Origin of the sequence: Nonlabens dokdonensis DSW-6, assembly GCF_000332115.1 — a bacterium.
Classification (GTDB): Bacteria; Bacteroidota; Bacteroidia; order Flavobacteriales; family Flavobacteriaceae; genus Nonlabens; species Nonlabens dokdonensis.
Map to the genome: position 1 here is coordinate 3,822,503 of NC_020156.1, position 17,724 is coordinate 3,840,226.

Consider the following 17,724-nt stretch of genomic DNA (forward strand, 5'->3'; position numbering starts at 1 on the left):
GTCACTCCTCCTTTTTAGGTAACGAAAATTTATCGGGAAACAACAGTAAACTCAAAAACTTCAAACCTGCTATGTAGTAAGCTCGAAGCTTAGTTGAATTGAATAATTTTTGATAATGATAACCAACTGCAATCTTATTAAATAATTGATATTTTATAGGATTGTAATTGAAATAACTATAAACAGGATTGCTCTCTATGTAAGTAGATTTTCTGTAGTAAAAAAATAATCCCAGCTTAAGAACATTAGAATTATATTTAGGTTTCAACTCTTGCTTTATCAATTTAAGAAACTCATTAGTAGTTTTGGGAATATAACAAACGTCTTCATAATAATACCATGAGCAACCCAAGAGAATTACTGGTTTACCCCAATACACTGCTTCTAGTCCCATTGTAGAACCAAAAACAATCACCTTTTCACTAGCGTCAAGCAAGTCATAAGAGTTTATTGATTCCTCAGCACCAATTATGGTGACATTTGAATATTCCTTCTCAAATTCGTAAAGATTTTGATGATACTTATAAGCTATCCCTTTCAAATTAGGATGTACTCTCAAATAAAAATGAAAGCTTTCATCATTTTTATAAGATTCAAAGGTGAACTTTAAGCCTTCTATTTGCTCTTTGAATAAAGTTAAGCTTTCCCATTCTTCACCTATAGATACATATTCATCTTCAGAAGAGTTAAATATCACTATATTTCTCTTATTTGAGTTCCAGTTATCTGGCAATTTACCTGTAGTTGTACCTTTTACATAAACTTTATCACCAGCAGCTATTCCATTTCTTTTATTATGAAAAAATTCTTCAGAAAGCTTAACGTTTTCACCAGGAACTAAATTACTGTCGTTCCAACAATGTTCAAATTTCCATTTATTACCTACAATACTATGCGGAAGAACATTTTTAAAAACTACTTTTGCACTTTGACCGTTTCCAAGAGGTTCAAATTCATATAAATAAGCCTCTACTTTTTTGATTAGGGCAATTTCAAAAACAGGTCTAATCTCGTTAAATCTACCATTAAAACTACATACTCTATCAGGTTTTATGTCGTCAATTAAGTTAGAAAAGGCATCAATTAGCTTCATAGACTGTAATAATTGATTCTTAAAATAATCTATGGAATCTTTATCTATCTTTGGTTTTTGATTTCTTGTTAAATGTACGTAGCTAGAAAGGGCGCTGTATCCTATACCAATATCCTTATAATTGAATTTTTTAAATTCCTCTGATGTACTAATAGATATCTTGTCTTTACTTAGTTTTGAGTCATAATAATCAGATAATTTTAAAATAGTTGCTTGATCTCCTAAAGTATTGCTAATAATTTTTTTTGTTTGACTTTTACAAAGCGCACATATTCCTGTATTACCGGTGGGATTTGTTAAACAGTGGTCAAAAAAACCTTCACACATAACTATGTAAACTTTACTCTTTTTAGCTTCGATCAACTTTTTAGCTTCATCAAGTAAAACCCCAAACATAGATCCATTTAGCGATGAATAGAAATAGAAAACAACGGTATTCATAGAATTCACAGTTTTATACGTTTAAGCAAATAAACAAATATTATATAGAAGACAACTCCAATATTGATTGCTAGGTTGGAGTATACATTATTGGAAAAAAAGAGTAAAGGTAACGGTATTAAAAAAGCAAAAGACATGAAATTAGATAAAGAAACTTTTCCATTAGAAGGTCCTGTAATTCTAGAAAATTTATTAAAAACAAGGGCAAAAATAAAAGTGAATATGTAACCAAAGTCATACAATAGAGTGGCGACTACACCATTAAAGGTATGATCATAATCATCAGTCAAATATATTTCCCTAAGCTCAGGAAGCCTACTAACCTCTAATCCTATTCTTTCTGCGGTAAAATCAACGATAGGTAGAGTTGACTTTCCATACATAAGTTTATCATAAGAAAAATTCCCCATGACCTTTATACCATTATGATTCCACTGTGATGCATAATCTATTGAAGAATAATAAATAGGGTCTTGAATCGTACTTTCGATAGGAATATTGTAAAATTTAGAAAATCTAGAATCTGTAATAGAATTGAGCAGTGACAAGAGGCACAACGCAGCTGTACCGCCAAAAATAAAGATAAACCTTCTTGATTTTTGACTCAGAGCTGGTAGGATATACAACAAATAAAAAAAATACGTCAGTAAGAACTGAACAGCTGCTGATCTTGATAACCCATGAAATCCAAGCAACGGTATGTTTAATGAGATTAAAAAGAAAAGAAAGCTGAACCATTTTTTCTTTTTGAGCAAAAAGAAAAAATGAAGCCCAAAAGCTAGATATCCTATGGGAGAAATAAGCCTAGAATATAACAATAAAATAGGGTTTACCCAACCTGCTAACATATCAGCAGCACCTCCATCATTTTTGTATTCAGTAACGTTGACACTTTGATTAAATAAAGCGCTAAATGCTTTAAAAGTTATAAAAATATTTATCAGTAAAACACTTAATCCCAGTATTAAAATTACATTCACTATTTTAACTAAGTTTTCATTTCTTCCTGAAAATTGAATCTGTTCAAGTTTTTTATAGGAGTTAAATCCATGAATAAAAATCAAAAGAATTGCAGAAGTAAAAATTACATTTAATACATCTTGTACATTATTAACCTCGTATTCTTTGCTAATTAGAATTGAACCCAAGTACGAAACTAAAACCAATCCCAAAAGGAATAAAACTATTAAACTCTTCTTTCTAGCTAGAAATAAATATGAAGTGAATATGTATAACATTTTTTTCTTTTTATAAAGAGAATCTATAAAGTTGAGAACTAGAACAACAAAAAACAAATATTGTTTTAAATGTCATTCTCTTGGTTCAATAAAAACTCAATCCATTTCCAGTCAAGTGGATCATCAATGTCTGCAGAATATTTATTATCCATTTCAAATTTTATGATGTTTTGGAAATCAATTAACGCCTTTTGTTTTAAAGCTTTTACGTTATAAATATAAATTGCTCCATTATATTCATAAACAGCAGGTAAGTCTTGCCTTCTTGTGCTAGTGGATTGCATGCACTTTTCAAGATAACCCATTGAATTTTCCTCAACAAGTACATAATACGGATTCGCATCTGTTTTCTTTACAGATGCAAGCATTTCAACGTCCTTATTGCTTTTCATGTATAAACTTAACGCCTGCTTTATATGTTCACCATTTCTCAACGGTGATGTAGGTTGTAAAAGAACTACATGCTCTACAATTTGACCCTTAGATTCATAAAAATTTATTGCATGTCTTAGCATGGATTCACTAGTTGCAGTGTCTGTAGCTAACTCACTTGGTCTTATGAAAGGAACCCTCAAACCTGTTTTCTCTACTACATCTATTATTTCTTCACTATCTGTACTGACACAAATTTGGTCATCATTGAAACATGATCTAGCTGCTTCAATAGTGTAATAAATCAAAGGCTTGTTATTCAAACTTTTGATGTTTTTTTTAGGAATTCCTTTAGATCCTCCTCTAGCGGGAATTACAACTAATATCATTTAAAATGTTTTATAAATTCTTGAGCTTGTTTATAGTCTGACGGTTTACCTATATCAATCCAAAATCCAAGAATAGGATCATATACTAGCTTACCTCCATCACTAACTAACTTTTCCATAACATCGGTTATATCGCAGTATTCATTTTTATTCATTTGTTCTATAAGTGACCTTTTTAAAATATAAATTCCCGCATTAGACTGATAAATGTAAGAAGGTTTTTCTTTAAAAGCTTTAACTTTATTATCTTCTGTCTCAAAAACAGCATAAGGTACATCAACCTTATATTCTGTAGAAGCTACAACCATATCTGCGTTCTCTTGAAGCATTAGTAAATACATGTCTTCAAAGTTAACGCTAGTGAAAAGATCACTGTTCATTAATAGAACATGTTCAGAGTTGAATCTATCTACTAAAGCAAGAGCTCCAGCGGTGCCTAGAGGTTGATCTTCCCATACATATTCAATCTCTATGCCTTTTGAACTACCATCACCAAAATAGGTCTCCAATTGATCGCCTAAATATTTAACAGATATATATATTTTCTTAATACCGTAACTAATTAAGCGGTCTATATTGTGTTCTATAATCGGTTTATTTCCTAACGGTAACATAGGTTTAGGTACGGTATCAGTTAAAGGACTTAATCTCTTACCTCTTCCACCAGCCATGATCATGCATTCTAAAGGAAGAGTAGACTCAATAACATCTAAGTCAAGAACTCTGGATAAAGTCATATCTTCATTAAGAATAGGCAGTATCTTAATATTTTGTTCTCGATAAACTGAAAGATCTATAAAATTACCATCTTCTATATGATGAACAAAATTTTTGAAACAGACTTCTTCTACCGGTTTTTGCAAATCTTGATTAATAGTTATAGATCTTCGAATATCACCGTCTGTTATAGACCCAATTATTTTGTTTTTCTTATCCTTAACAAAAAGTATCAATCTACTTACACTCCTAACTTGATTAAGTTGATGAAGTGCGTCCAGTATTGTTGCGTTGGATGGTATAGTAATTTGATTAATGTCCATAAAGATACTTTATTGTTTATTTGATTGGTTTTTAATGATAATTCGTTTTGCAATAAAAACTTATAATAATAGAATTTGATAGTTTTAATACTAGTTATTTTATTCCGCTTTCGCGAAAGCGTGATAATTAAAAAACTAAATAAAACATCGATAATTCTTAATTAATACACGCAATGAACTTAAAATCCAAAATATTTTAACTCCAGCGTAATTAAAGGAAATGAAATATGGATTACTTTTTTAACAATAGGTTCCAATCTTAAAATCCTAATCTAATTATTTTTATATTTTTTTAATATTCTTATAATGCTTTCTACACTATTATGACGGTAGTACACATTATCACCATAGTACGTACCTCGTTTTACCGCTTCATTGTACTTGTCTAGTATGTCGACCGAGTTAAAAGTAGCATTTAAAACGTTATCACTTTGTGCCCTACCTTTTTGTCTATCTCCTACATTCACTGTTAATTTACCGAAAGATGCGGCTTCAACAATGCCACTAGATGTATTTCCTATTAAAAGCTTTGCATGATACATAGCCGAAAAATAATTTTTCTTTCCAAAATTTTCTACTAAAAATATCTTATCTGGTTTATTACTTCTTGTTTCAAATAGCTTATCTCTGTATAACGACCCCATAGTATCTGCATTAGGCATAGTAACTACTACGTTACTTGATTCAGCAATTTTAAGCAATGATACTTTCATTTCTTCAGCATACAGCTCGTTTTCTTCTGTGGCGATAGTTTCTGGATGAAATGTCACCAAAACATAATCATCAACAGGTATATTATATTCAGTAAGTAAGTCTTTTTTTGAAACTGGCTTGAAAGATGCAATTTCATTAAGACTTATTGTTCCTATAGTAAAAATGTTTTCTACCTGATTAGTTATTTTCTGAATTTTTTTTGAATGATCTTCTGTAGCTGTAAAATGCAAAAAGGATGCAAGGGTTATTTGATTACGATAAATATCGTCTATGGCACCGAGTGTAGTATCTCCACCATATAAATGAACAAATTTAATTCCAAAGGGAATTCCTGCTTGAACTGCTGCACTCATTTCAAATCGATCTCCAAGACAGAAGACCATTTCATATTCATGATTGTGTTCCCAGAACTCTGCAAACTTTAAGGTAGTTAATCCGTAAGAACTAGATATAGAAACTGCATTATCGTTAGCGATTAATGCACTAATCTCATGAATTTTCTTGTATCCGTGTGATTTAACCTTAGATAATGTATAGCCATGAGCTTTTGAGCAATGCGTTCCAAAACAGATAACCTCAAGGTCAAAGAAGCTGTCATTTTTTATTTTTTCTAGAAGTGGAAAATAAATTCCATAATCAGCCCTAGAGCTTGTAAGTACAGCTATTTTCATACAAAATCAATCCAAGATAATTTTTCAAATTTAGTTTTATTTCCCTTCAACTTCTTTCCTATAATGTCATCCCATTTCATAGGAGAAATACCATCACCAGGTCTCAATGCGATAATGTCATCCTCTGTAATGATTTTTCCAGAAACAAGGTCTGTTTTAGTATGGATGCTTTTTCTTGCGATTGAAACATTCTTAGATTCACTTGGGCTTCTTTCTTTACGACCGCTGCCGCCTATTGCTTGTTCAATGTTTCTAATCGCTTTAACCATTGCAACAAGTTCCTCAGGCTCGAGAGAGGCATTATGATCTGGGCCAGGTAACGTCCTGTCTAAAGTAAAGTGTTTCTCTATGACTTTTGCTCCTAACGCTACAGCTGCAGTTGGTACTTCAATTCCTAAAGTATGGTCGGAATAGCCTATTCTCACTCCAAAACAATCTCCTATGACATTCATTGCTTTTAAATTGACGTCATTCATTGGGGTTGGATACTCAGTGTTGCAATGTAGAACAGTAATATTTTCCCTATCCACCCCATATCTTAGAAGAACTTCGAGCGCGTTTTCTATTTCTCCAAGTGAGGCCATCCCAGTAGAAAGTATAATCCTCTTTCCCTTTTGAGCTATCGCTTTTAAAAAAGAGTAATTTGTAATTTCTCCACTTGGTATTTTAAAATATTTTGGATTAAAAGAATCTAAAAAGTCAATACTTGGTAAATCAAAAGCCGTAGACATGAACCCCACGTTGAACTCTCTGCATTTTTCTTCAACGATTAAAAATTCTTCATAGGTGAGCTCTAGTTTTTTTACCATTTCATACTGGTTTTCTTCTTTTTCAGTATTATTTTTCTGGTATTCGGCTTTTTTAGCAGATTTTGAAATATTCAATTCAGTTTTAAATGTTTGAAACTTCACATAATCTACTCCAGCCTGTGCAGCAACTTTTATTAATTCAATAGCTCTATCTAAACTACCGTTATGATTTACTCCAGCTTCTGCTATTATAAGAGTTTTTTCTTGCATTATAACCTATTTTTAGCAGGAATTCCTACCATTACACTATTGTTTTCAATGCTTTTAGTTAATAGGGATGAAGCACCTACAATATTATTATCTCCCACGGTAAGCAACTGTAATACCGTTGAGTTTACACCAAATAAATTATTAGAACCTATCTCGACCTGTCCGCTAATATTAGTAACTGGATTGAAAATATTACAATCTCCAATGTTTACATCGTGACCTATCGTTGATGAAAGATTGAAAATATTAAAAGAGCCTATTTGTATGTCCACTGTTAATATACATCCAGAGGTAAGAATATTTCCTTTACCAAACCTCACTGAACTGGAATCAAAAATAACTGTAGGATGTATTAAATTAGGAAATAAATAATTTTCAAAAGTCTTAGAAAGCTTATTTAATAGTTTAGGATCTCCAACACCGAAATATAGATTAATATCATTATTGGGGTCAACGTTATTTAAAAACAAATCTTCATCAATTACGGGAAGTCTCTTCCCTCTTGCATGGACAAAATTGTTGACTGGTTTATAATCAATAAAACCCTTAAAACGATTGGTTTCATCTAAACATTGATCTGCCAGAAAGTATACTTCCTTAGCAAACCCTCCTGAACCTATTATATAATAATCTTTTTTCATCTCTATACTGATTAATTTTAAAAAACTTTCCGACAACCAAATTTATATAAAATTTAGCTTCAAAAAGTACTCTTTAATTGACAATAACTACCTATCAACTTTCATTTCAATCTTCTACTGATTACACTACTTGGTATATTCACAACTCTTTCAGAAAGCCATTTAGCATTTTTTAAGTCAGATTTTTGACAATCTTTGAACATAATCATATCAGTCATAAGCTCCCAGATAGGACGACACATCACTCCGGCATCATTTAGTTCTGTTAAAAATTGCTGTTGTGCTGTATTATCTTCCAAAATAACGGCATTCAACCAATAGTTCGATGTTTCATTTTCTCTTTCCTGAAAGACATCGATACCTATAGAGGTAAAAAAATCGATATAAACCTCTGCTAAGGCTCTTTTTCTATCAAGAATATAGTTAAGATTCTCAATTTGCGCTAGCCCAAGAGCCGCATTTATGTTCGGCATCCTATAATTATAACCTATTTCATTGTGCTCATATTTCCATTTATGAGGAATTTTTGCTTGCGTGCTTAAATGCTTTATTTTATCTGCTAACTCTTCATTATCTGTAATAATAGCACCACCGCCACCTGTAGTCATCGTCTTATTGCCGTTGAAACTAAAAGTTCCTAGCAATCCATAGGTTCCTAAATGTTTTCCGTTATAAATGCTACCTATGGCTTCAGCAGCGTCCTCTATCAATGTAAGGTTATAATCTTGACATATTCTTGCAATTTCGTTGATACGAGCTGCATGACCAAAAGTGTGCATAGGTAAACAAGCTTTTATCCTACGCCCAGATGTTTTATTATAGCAATAGCCATTTTTCATTATGGTTTCTTCTTCCAAAAACCGTTTCAATGAAGATGGAGATAGCCCCATAGTGTCTCTATCCACGTCCACAAAAACAGGAGTGGCTCGCGCATATGATATTGCATTAACAGTAGCAATAAAAGTTAAAGGTTGTGTTATTACTTCATCTTCCTCATTGACTCCACTTGCTAGCAAAGCAAGGTGGATTGCATTAGTTCCATTAACACAAACAACACACCTTTTTGCTCCAGTTAAATTCTCGATCGATTTTTCAAAATCATTAACAAATTGTCCGACGCTTGAAACAAATGTGGATTCAATACATTCAAGAACATATTTTTTTTCATTCCCAGAAAAGTGAGGGATATGAAGAGGAATAAACTCCGTAGACTCATTAAATAAGTCTCTTATTTTTTGAATTACATTTTTATAATCCTTCATTGATCTACATTTTACTGTCTAAGAACTTACCTTTTTCTTCATGTACAAAATTTGGTAAAGTCTGTTTGAATAAATCTACTATTTGAGACTTTTGCCACTTCTTAGCAACTTGCATTTTATCAATCGCATTTTCAAAATTATTAATTTTATCATCGTGATCAAGAAATTCATTTTTGATCACCCCTAAGTTTTCAAATCGATCTAAATCAATTATTTCATTCTCAGTATAAAATTCTTCGTATGGTTTTTCTCCTGTAGTGTCAGAAACTGTAAAGTAACAAGGCCATTTTCCTTCTTTAGGTAAGATAACCATTAAATCTCTAGCTTGCTGTTCAGAGTCACATAAAAAAGGCTCGTATCCTTTTTGTTTCAAATAATTGATAGCGATATCTGCAAAAGAAATTAAGTCTAAACCTTCTTTCAAATCAGGAAAAAATATATCTCGATTATCTCCTAATATACAAGACATTAAACATAATTCCCCTGCTTCTTGAGGCACCACAAAATATCTAGTAACATCTGTAGGGGCAACTATAGGTTGTAATTTCTCAATTCTTTTATTAAAACCATGTAATAGAGATCCATCAGAAAACGCAACATTTGCAAATCTAGCAGTTGAAATATTTATACTCTGGCTAGACTTCATTATAAACATCTCCATTATTCGCTTAGAAGCTCCCATCATGTTAACAGGATTTGCAGCCTTATCAGTAGAAACACAGAAATACTTTTTTACTCCTTTATTTACTGATTGTTGAATAGATTTGTATGTGTTGAAAATATTAACATTAATCATTCTCATGAGAGTGAAAGGATCCTTTTCACTTCTTACATGTTTCAAGGCACTTAGATTCAATACATAATCATATTGACCATCAGCCTCGATAAATGCATCATACTCTACACTTCCTATATCTAAAGCAAATGTTTGAAAATCTCCATCTATATAACCTATGGAACTTCTAATATCCCTAACTAGTTCGACCATATTATTTTCACTTATGTCAACTACGTGTAATTTAACTGGATTACGTTTAAATATTTCTTTCACAACCGCTTGACCAATTGACCCTGCGCCTCCTAGGACAAGAAAAGAACTTGAACCAACTTTATTAGATAACACTTTTTCATTATCTTCTATATCAGTTTTAAATAGAAGATGATTGCGACCTATGAGATTTAAAATATTCATTGTTTATTTTTTGTAACTTTATCTGCCATTATGATTATAAGATGAAAGTAAATTAATATATCGATAATTTTACGTTCTAGTCTTTACTCACCTCTACCTATCGTGTAAACATTAAAGCCAATATCTTCCAATTCATTATGATTAAGAAGTATTCGACCGTCAAATAAAAATGCTGGTTTTAACATATTATTATATATAATTTCCCAATCGAAATGCTTGAACTCATCCCATTCAGTCAATATAGCAGCGGCATGAGCTTTATGAACAGCTTCCAAAGGGTTTTTTACTACTTTTAATAATCTTCTATTCTCCTCATGAGATCTTGTCCCTAAATAATCTAGGTCACTATATATTTGTTCAGAAGTAACCTTGGGATCATAAACTACGACTTCGGCTTGCTCGTTTAACAAATAATCAGCTACATATATAGAAGCAGACTCTCTAGTATCGTTTGTGTCTTTCTTAAAAGCCCAACCCATAAGAGCTATTTTCTTACCGGAAACAGTATTAAACAATGTTTTTACTATTTTTTTTGCAAACCTTCTTTTTTGGTGATCATTCATTATGATCACCTGTTCCCAGTAATCTGCAACCTCATTGAGACCGTAAGTTTGGGCTATATACACGAGGTTCAATATATCTTTTTGAAAACAAGAACCTCCAAAACCGACTGAAGCTTTCAAGAATTTAGATCCAATTCTAGAATCAGAACCTATTGCTCTAGCTACTTCATTCACATCTGCTTCCGTAACTTCACATAGTTCTGATAAGGCATTAATACTGCTAACGCGTTGCGCTAAAAATGCATTTGCAGTTAATTTAGAAAGCTCAGAAGACCAGACATTAGTAGTTAGAATTTGCTTTTTTGGTACCCAATTAGCATAAACATCTACAAGAGCTTGCTGTGCTGCTCTGCCTCGATCAGAATCTTCTCCTCCAATTAACACTCTATCAGGATTCAACAAATCTGTGACAGCGGTCCCTTCCGCTAAAAATTCAGGATTTGAAAGGATATCAAAATTCACCCCATTACCAGTATTGTCTAAAATACTCCTCAAAGCTTCGGCAGTTCTTACTGGTAAAGTAGATTTTTCTACTATTATCTTATCACTTGTTGCGACAGCTGCTATTTGTCTTGCACAAAGCTCAATGTATTTCAAGTCTGCTGCCATACCTTTTCCTACCCCATAAGTTTTTGTAGGAGTATTTACAGATATAAAAATCATATCTGCTTGGTGGATTGCAGCGTTCACATCCGTAGAGAAAAAGAGGTTTTTTCCTCTAGTTTGACCAACTAATTCTGATAACCCAGGCTCGTAAATTGGAATATTATCGACATTAGAATCATTCCATAGAGCAATTCTATCATTATTGATATCTACCACATTAACCTTAATATGAGGACATTTTGCTGCAATCATGGTCATCGTAGGTCCTCCAACATATCCTGCGCCAATGCAACAAATATTCTTAATCTTCATATTATAAATTTTGGTCTGCAAACTTACCTAAAATCCCTTTAACATCATAAACAACAGTTAAATGATTCATGAATTGTTTGATATCAAATGAATGATAATAACTGTGTGCCACCGTCAAAACTATGGCATCATACGTTTTAATGGTAAGTGATGATTCACACTTGACACCGTATTCTTTGTAAACCTCAGCTGGACTTGCGATAGGGTCATGAAGTGTTACTTTCATTCCGTACTCTTTCAATTGATTTACAACGTCGATAGATTTAGTATTTCTGACATCGGGACAGTTCTCTTTAAATGTGACTCCTAATACTAAAACTTCACTATTTTTTACAGAGATGTCATTTTTAAGCATCAATTTCACAACTTGACTGGCAACATAAGAGGCCATACTGTCATTCATGCGCCTACCTGCCAAGATTATTTCTGGATGATAACCCACTTGTTGGGCTTTTTGTGCTAAATAGTAGGGATCGACTCCTATACAATGACCTCCTACAAGCCCTGGAGTAAAAGGCAGAAAATTCCATTTGGTTCTTGCGGCTTCTAAGACATCATTGGTATTTATTTCAAGAAGGTTAAATATTTTAGCCAGTTCATTTACAAATGCGATATTTATATCTCGTTGAGAATTTTCAATCACTTTTGCAGCCTCTGCTACCTTGATAGAAGGTGCAAGATGTGTTCCAGCTGAAATCACACTTTTGTATAAATCGTTTACCTTAACCCCAATATCTTCTGTACTTCCTGAGGTTACTTTAAGAATTTTATCAATTGTATGCTCCTTGTCCCCTGGATTAATTCGCTCAGGAGAATAACCAACAAAAAAATCTACATTGAAATTTAAACCGCTATTTTTTTCCAAAACAGGAACACATTCGTCTTCGGTAGCACCAGGGTAAACCGTTGATTCATAAACAACAATATCGTTTTTACTCAACGCTTTACCAACAGTTTCACTAGCTTTAAACAAGGGTGATAATATTGGTTTATTATTCTTATCGACTGGTGTGGGAACAGTAATTACGTATATATTAGAATCTTTTATCTCATTAACGTCTGATGTGCAATAAAGGCCCTCTTCATGAGAATTATCTTCCTTAAGAACGTCCTGTAATATATTTTTCTCTACTTCTAAGGTTTTATCAATTCCCGCTCTTAACTCCTTTACTCTTGCCTTACTGATATCATAGCCTACTACCGCATATTTTGTTGCAAATAGTCTTGCCAAAGGTAGTCCGACGTAGCCTAAACCTATAATAGTAATTTTATCTTTTTTCATTTCTGGTTCGTTTCTCGCTTTCGCGAAAGCGTAATTAATTACAAATTATTCCAATACCAATCTACTGCCAGATTTAGCCCTTTTTTGATATCGTATTTAGGGTCATACTCAATGATTTCTTTTGCTTTCTGGATGGAGGCTAATGAATGTGGTATATCTCCATCTCTTGTAGGACCGTAAATAACCTCGACATCTTTTATTGACTCATCATATCGAGAAAGAGCTTCTTTAAGTAGGTCAACTAAGGAATTCAAATCGGTTTGTTCTCCGCACGCTACATTAAAAATATTATTAGCTGATTTAGGGTTAGTAGAAAGCATTGCTCTTTCGTTAGCTTGAATCACATTATCTATATAGGTAAAATCGCGTGAAAAAGAACCATCACCATTAATAATTGGAGATTCTTTGTTCATAAGCTTTTTTGTAAAAAGAGGTATTACTGCGGCATAAGCGCCTTCGGGACTTTGTTTTCTACCAAAAACATTAAAATAACGTAAACCTATCGCATTAAACCCATAAGATTTATAAAAAACACCAGCATATAGCTCGTTAACAAATTTAGTAACAGCATAAGGGGATAAAGGCTTACCTATAATCCCTTCCTTCTTAGGTAGTTCCTGAGAATCTCCATAGGTAGAAGAACTTGCAGCGTAAATCATTTTTTTAACTCCTGCGTTATTAGAAGCGACTAGCATATTCAAGAAACCTCCAACGTTAACTTCGTTAGAGGTTATAGGATCTTTGAGTGACCTTGGCACGCTTCCTAACGCCGCTTGATGCATAACAAAATCTCTTCCTTTAACAGCTGCATCACATGTTGTTACATCTCTAATATCTCCTTCAATAAATTTAAAATTAGGATAGCTTGCTAGATGCTCAATATTCTTAAAATGACCAGTAGAAAGATTATCAAGAGCTAAAACATCGTAACCTTTTTTACAAAAGTATTCTGATAAATTACTACCTATGAAACCTGCTGCTCCTGTAATTAATAGGTTGTTTTTCATTAAAGCAAAATTTACAGCAAAAATAAGGTTATTAAACGTTTTTACTAATCATTAAAAAGGACAACTCTTCAGATTAATGCCTACAAAGCCTTTTTACATAATCATAGTAGTCTCCTTTAAGATTTTTCACTCTGTTTAATAATTGGTTCTTATCAATCCAACCATTATTTAAAGCAATCTCTTCAATGCAAGCTATTTTTAAACCTGTACGTTTTTCAACAGCCTTGACAAACTCTGTTGCTTCGGTTAAAGCTTCGTGAGTCCCGGTATCAAGCCACGCAAAACCCCTACTAAGAATTTTCATCTCTAACATCTCTTTTGTAAGATAATGCTGATTGACAGATGTTATCTCTAACTCTCCTCGTTTTGAAGGTTTTAAACCTTTAGCTATCTCAATTACAGAATTAGGATAAAAATATAAGCCTACAACTGCGTAATTAGATTTTGGCGACAGTGGCTTTTCCTCTATAGAAGTAACTTTACCAGAGTTGTCAAAGGAGGCTACACCGTAACGTTCTGGATCGTTTACATAATTGCCAAAGACAATTGCTTTTTTATTATCTACAACTTCCTTTATAGCACTTTGTAATTTTGCTTGCAAGCCAGCTCCATAAAAAATATTATCCCCTAAAACTAACGCAACAGAATCATTACTTATAAATTCTTCTCCTAAAATAAAAGCTTGTGCTAGCCCATCAGGACTCGGTTGTACCTTATAGAATAATCGTAGACCTAATTGATTTCCATCTCCTAACAACCTTTCAAAACTCGGTAAGTCATGAGGAGTAGATATAATCAAGATATCCCTGATACCAGATAGCATAAGCACCGATAATGGATAATAAATCATAGGCTTATCATAGATAGGTAATAACTGTTTACTAACTGCTAATGTTAATGGATGTAACCTTGTTCCTGAGCCACCTGCTAAAATAATTCCTTTCATTTTTGAGAGTATTGTTGATTATAGTAATTTAGGTATTCTCCATTTACGATATTCTCAAGCCACTTTTGATTTTCTAAATACCACTTTATCGTTTTCTCAAGACCTTCCTCAAAATTTAAAGAAGGTTGCCAACCTAATTCATTATTAATCTTAGATGCGTCGATTGCATATCTCAAATCATGACCTGGCCTATCCTTTACAAAAGTTATTAATTTCTCACTTTCCCCTTTCTTACGATTCAAAAACATGTCCATTTTAGTACAAAGTAATCGAACGAGATCGATATTCTTCCATTCATTGTGACCACCTATGTTGTATGTTTCACCGTTAACACCATTATGAAAAACAACATCAATGGCATCTGCATGATCCTTCACATATAACCAGTCACGAGTATAATTACCATCGCCATAAACAGGCAGATTTTTATTATTAATGATATTATTGATAAAAAGCGGGATTAATTTTTCTGGAAATTGAAAGGAACCATAATTATTTGAACAGTTTGAAATAACGTATGGCATTTTATAAGTTTCTCCATAGGCTCTTACAAAGTGGTCAGAACTTGCCTTTGATGCAGAATAGGGAGAATTGGGATCATATGCGGTTTGCTCTGTAAACAATCCCTCAGCGCCGAGACTACCATAAACTTCATCAGTACTAATGTGGTAGAATAGACCATCTTTGAAGTCACTGTACTTCTTGAAGGCTTCCAATAAATTTAAAGTGCCTAAAATATTAGTTTTTGCAAAAATCAAAGGATCTTTTATAGATCGATCAACATGAGATTCGGCAGCTAAATGGATGACATAATCAAACTCATTCTCTTTGAAGAGGCTTTCAATAAAACTGCTATCCGTAATGTTTCCTTTTATAAAAAAATAATTCTCGAAATCTTGAATATCGGTTAAATTTTGCAGATTTCCGGCATATGTTAAGGCATCTAAATTATATATTAAATAATCTGGATATTTTAAGAGAAATTTTCGAATAACATGAGAACCTATAAATCCGGCTCCACCAGAGATTAAAATTTTTTTAGACATAGTAATAATGAAATTTTGAATAACAAACTTACAAACATCAAAACAAAATAGGATCCCTTACAATTAAAAAGAATTTCAACGCATAAAAGTATCTAGCAATGAAATGATTACAAAAATCAAAACGTTGAATGGATAATTATTTTTTTTTATAAAAATTACTTAATAAAGAGTGTCCCTTTTTAATTAATTTATATCTTTGCCATTGAAAGCAAGAATAATACTTATGAAAAAATTACTTACATTATCGTTATTGGCGTTTAGCCTCGTGTTAAATGCACAAACGACAGAAGACACAGAATCAAAATCTCAACAGTTAAAAAAATGGGCAATAGACATAGGCGCTGGTGTTCATAAACCAGTGAGACCTGTTTCTACAGGTTCTTTCACTAACACTCCATCTTTATTTCAAGTCGATTTAGGTGTGAGATATATGTTTAACAATAAATTTGGTTTAAATGCAGATTTTGGATACAACGATTTTAGAGCTGATGAGAATAGCCGAAATGAATTTGATTCCAACTACTATAGATTCACTTTAGAAGGTGTTATAAATGCAGGACAATTTTTTGGATTGAATGAAGTTTCAAACAGCAAAGTTGGAATTCTTTTGCATGGTGGTATGGGTGTATCGATATTAAATGTAGAGGTGCCTATAGATGATAGAGATCATATGTTAAATTTTCAAGCAGGTATAACACCACAATTACGCTTGACTGATAATTTAGTTCTTTTCGGTGATTTATCCGCGATAGGACATGTAAGACAAGATTATACTTTTGATGGATTACCACGCAGAGAGTTAAGAGGTTTCGATGGTTTTTTAGTTAATGCATCAATAGGTTTAACTTTTTACTTAGGTGACGGAAACGTTCCTGCAGACTTTGCTGATGATCCTTTGAAAGCTAAAGTGGATGAAATAGCAGCGAAAATGGATAAAATGGCTATGGAAAATGCTGATGACGATCAAGATGGTGTACCAAACTACTTAGATAGAGACAACACTACTGAAAGTGGTGTACGTGTTGATAACAAAGGTAGAGCTCTTGATCTTAACAAAAATGGAATTCCAGATGATATGGAAAGTGGTCTAGATACAAGATATGCTACATCTTCAGATCTTCAAGCAGCAGTTTCTGGTAATAATGGAGCAAATGGAAATAGTAGAGATTTAATTAAGCAATTAATTAATGAAGGTTATGTAAATGTATACTTCAAATTCAATAGTACAAAACCAGCGACTTATTCTTTAAGTGCAATGAATACTATTGTTAAGTACATGAAAGACAATCCATCTGCAAGCGCAACTTTAACTGGTTATGCTGATGAAATCGGTAGTCCAGAATATAACAAAAATCTTTCTGAGCGTAGAGCAAAAATGGTTTATGACGTATTGATTGCGGCTGGAATAGATGCAAATAGATTATCTCATAACGGTGATGGTGAAGACGCTTCTGTAAATAAAAACAGCGCTGAAGCTAGACAATTAGTAAGAAGAGTTACTTTTAGAGTAAACTAATCTTAAAATACAATTTTCAAAAAGGGTCGCAAATTGCGACCCTTTTTTTATGCTCCCAATTTATTATGATTACAAAATAGTTGGCCTTTCAAAAAAAGTAACAGAACAACAACAATTAGCTGTCGACATCCTTAATGGACTTTAAACTCAATTATAAGATAGATGTTTAGTTACAAATGAAGTAGACTACCAATATTTTCTAAAATACATAGTCGTCACAACGTCTGCTATTAGATAACGACTTACATTTAATTAAATTTATAAGGTTTAAAACTAGAAATTAAAAGTTTTGCTAGGATAGAATTACCATTGAATTATGCAACTTCATAACTTATCTATTAGTCTTACTAAGATTCATACTAGTTTATTCTAGA

The 17,724-nt window shown here is 32.7% G+C and carries 15 protein-coding genes; 1 reads left to right on the top strand and 14 read right to left on the bottom strand.

From position 1 onward, the window contains the following. Position 1: 1 nt before the first annotated feature. The 14 genes from DDD_RS16810 to rfbB all read right to left on the bottom strand — a co-directional run bounded on the left by DDD_RS16810 (position 2) and on the right by rfbB (position 15,834). Positions 2–1,534 (bottom strand): capsular polysaccharide export protein, LipB/KpsS family, encoded by a 1,533-nt coding sequence (locus tag DDD_RS16810; protein ID WP_015364168.1) that lies wholly within the window; start codon positions 1,532–1,534, stop codon positions 2–4. Positions 1,535–1,539: 5 nt separating this feature from the next. Continuing rightward, on the bottom strand, positions 1,540–2,772 hold the full coding sequence (locus tag DDD_RS16815) for an O-antigen polymerase (protein WP_111474750.1): 1,233 nt from the start codon (positions 2,770–2,772) through the stop codon (positions 1,540–1,542). Between the two features lie 65 nt (positions 2,773–2,837). Further along, entirely contained in the window at positions 2,838–3,533 is a 696-nt protein-coding gene (locus tag DDD_RS16820; protein ID WP_015364170.1) for an acylneuraminate cytidylyltransferase family protein, read from the bottom strand. Further along, complete coding sequence (locus DDD_RS16825) at positions 3,530–4,573, bottom strand: nucleotidyltransferase family protein (RefSeq protein ID WP_041567248.1); 1,044 nt, start codon at positions 4,571–4,573, stop codon at positions 3,530–3,532. The genes DDD_RS16820 and DDD_RS16825 overlap by 4 nt, the downstream gene beginning before the upstream one ends. Positions 4,574–4,845: 272 nt before the next feature. Beyond that, positions 4,846–5,958, bottom strand: a complete 1,113-nt coding sequence (gene neuC, locus DDD_RS16830) for a UDP-N-acetylglucosamine 2-epimerase (protein WP_015364172.1) — start codon at positions 5,956–5,958, stop codon at positions 4,846–4,848. Then, on the bottom strand, positions 5,955–6,977 hold the full coding sequence (gene neuB / locus DDD_RS16835) for an N-acetylneuraminate synthase (protein ID WP_015364173.1): 1,023 nt from the start codon (positions 6,975–6,977) through the stop codon (positions 5,955–5,957). Before neuB ends, neuC begins: the two co-directional genes overlap by 4 nt. After that, positions 6,977–7,618: an acetyltransferase gene (locus DDD_RS16840; RefSeq protein WP_015364174.1), complete on the bottom strand. Its 642-nt coding sequence runs from the start codon at positions 7,616–7,618 to the stop codon at positions 6,977–6,979. Before DDD_RS16840 ends, neuB begins: the two co-directional genes overlap by 1 nt. Positions 7,619–7,719: 101 nt before the next feature. Continuing rightward, the gene (locus tag DDD_RS16845; protein ID WP_015364175.1) at positions 7,720–8,880 is read right to left on the bottom strand and encodes a LegC family aminotransferase; all 1,161 of its coding nucleotides are present in this window, start codon (positions 8,878–8,880) and stop codon (positions 7,720–7,722) included. A gap of 4 nt (positions 8,881–8,884) precedes the next feature. Further along, positions 8,885–10,072, bottom strand: coding sequence for a UDP-N-acetylglucosamine 4,6-dehydratase (locus DDD_RS16850; protein WP_015364176.1), 1,188 nt, complete (start codon positions 10,070–10,072; stop codon positions 8,885–8,887). Positions 10,073–10,155: 83 nt separating this feature from the next. After that, the gene (locus DDD_RS16855) at positions 10,156–11,553 is read right to left on the bottom strand and encodes a nucleotide sugar dehydrogenase (RefSeq protein WP_015364177.1); all 1,398 of its coding nucleotides are present in this window, start codon (positions 11,551–11,553) and stop codon (positions 10,156–10,158) included. A gap of 1 nt (position 11,554) precedes the next feature. Next, positions 11,555–12,835, bottom strand: coding sequence for a nucleotide sugar dehydrogenase (locus tag DDD_RS16860; protein WP_015364178.1), 1,281 nt, complete (start codon positions 12,833–12,835; stop codon positions 11,555–11,557). A gap of 38 nt (positions 12,836–12,873) precedes the next feature. Next, complete coding sequence (locus DDD_RS16865; RefSeq protein WP_015364179.1) at positions 12,874–13,842, bottom strand: SDR family oxidoreductase; 969 nt, start codon at positions 13,840–13,842, stop codon at positions 12,874–12,876. Between the two features lie 73 nt (positions 13,843–13,915). Next, on the bottom strand, positions 13,916–14,788 hold the full coding sequence (gene rfbA, locus DDD_RS16870; protein WP_015364180.1) for a glucose-1-phosphate thymidylyltransferase RfbA: 873 nt from the start codon (positions 14,786–14,788) through the stop codon (positions 13,916–13,918). After that, on the bottom strand, positions 14,785–15,834 hold the full coding sequence (rfbB, locus tag DDD_RS16875) for a dTDP-glucose 4,6-dehydratase (protein ID WP_015364181.1): 1,050 nt from the start codon (positions 15,832–15,834) through the stop codon (positions 14,785–14,787). Before rfbB ends, rfbA begins: the two co-directional genes overlap by 4 nt. A 223-nt stretch (positions 15,835–16,057) precedes the next feature. Here rfbB and DDD_RS16880 point away from each other — a divergent pair, with 223 nt between their 5' ends. Beyond that, positions 16,058–17,350 (top strand): OmpA family protein, encoded by a 1,293-nt coding sequence (locus tag DDD_RS16880; RefSeq protein ID WP_041567249.1) that lies wholly within the window; start codon positions 16,058–16,060, stop codon positions 17,348–17,350. Positions 17,351–17,724: the final 374 nt, after the last annotated feature.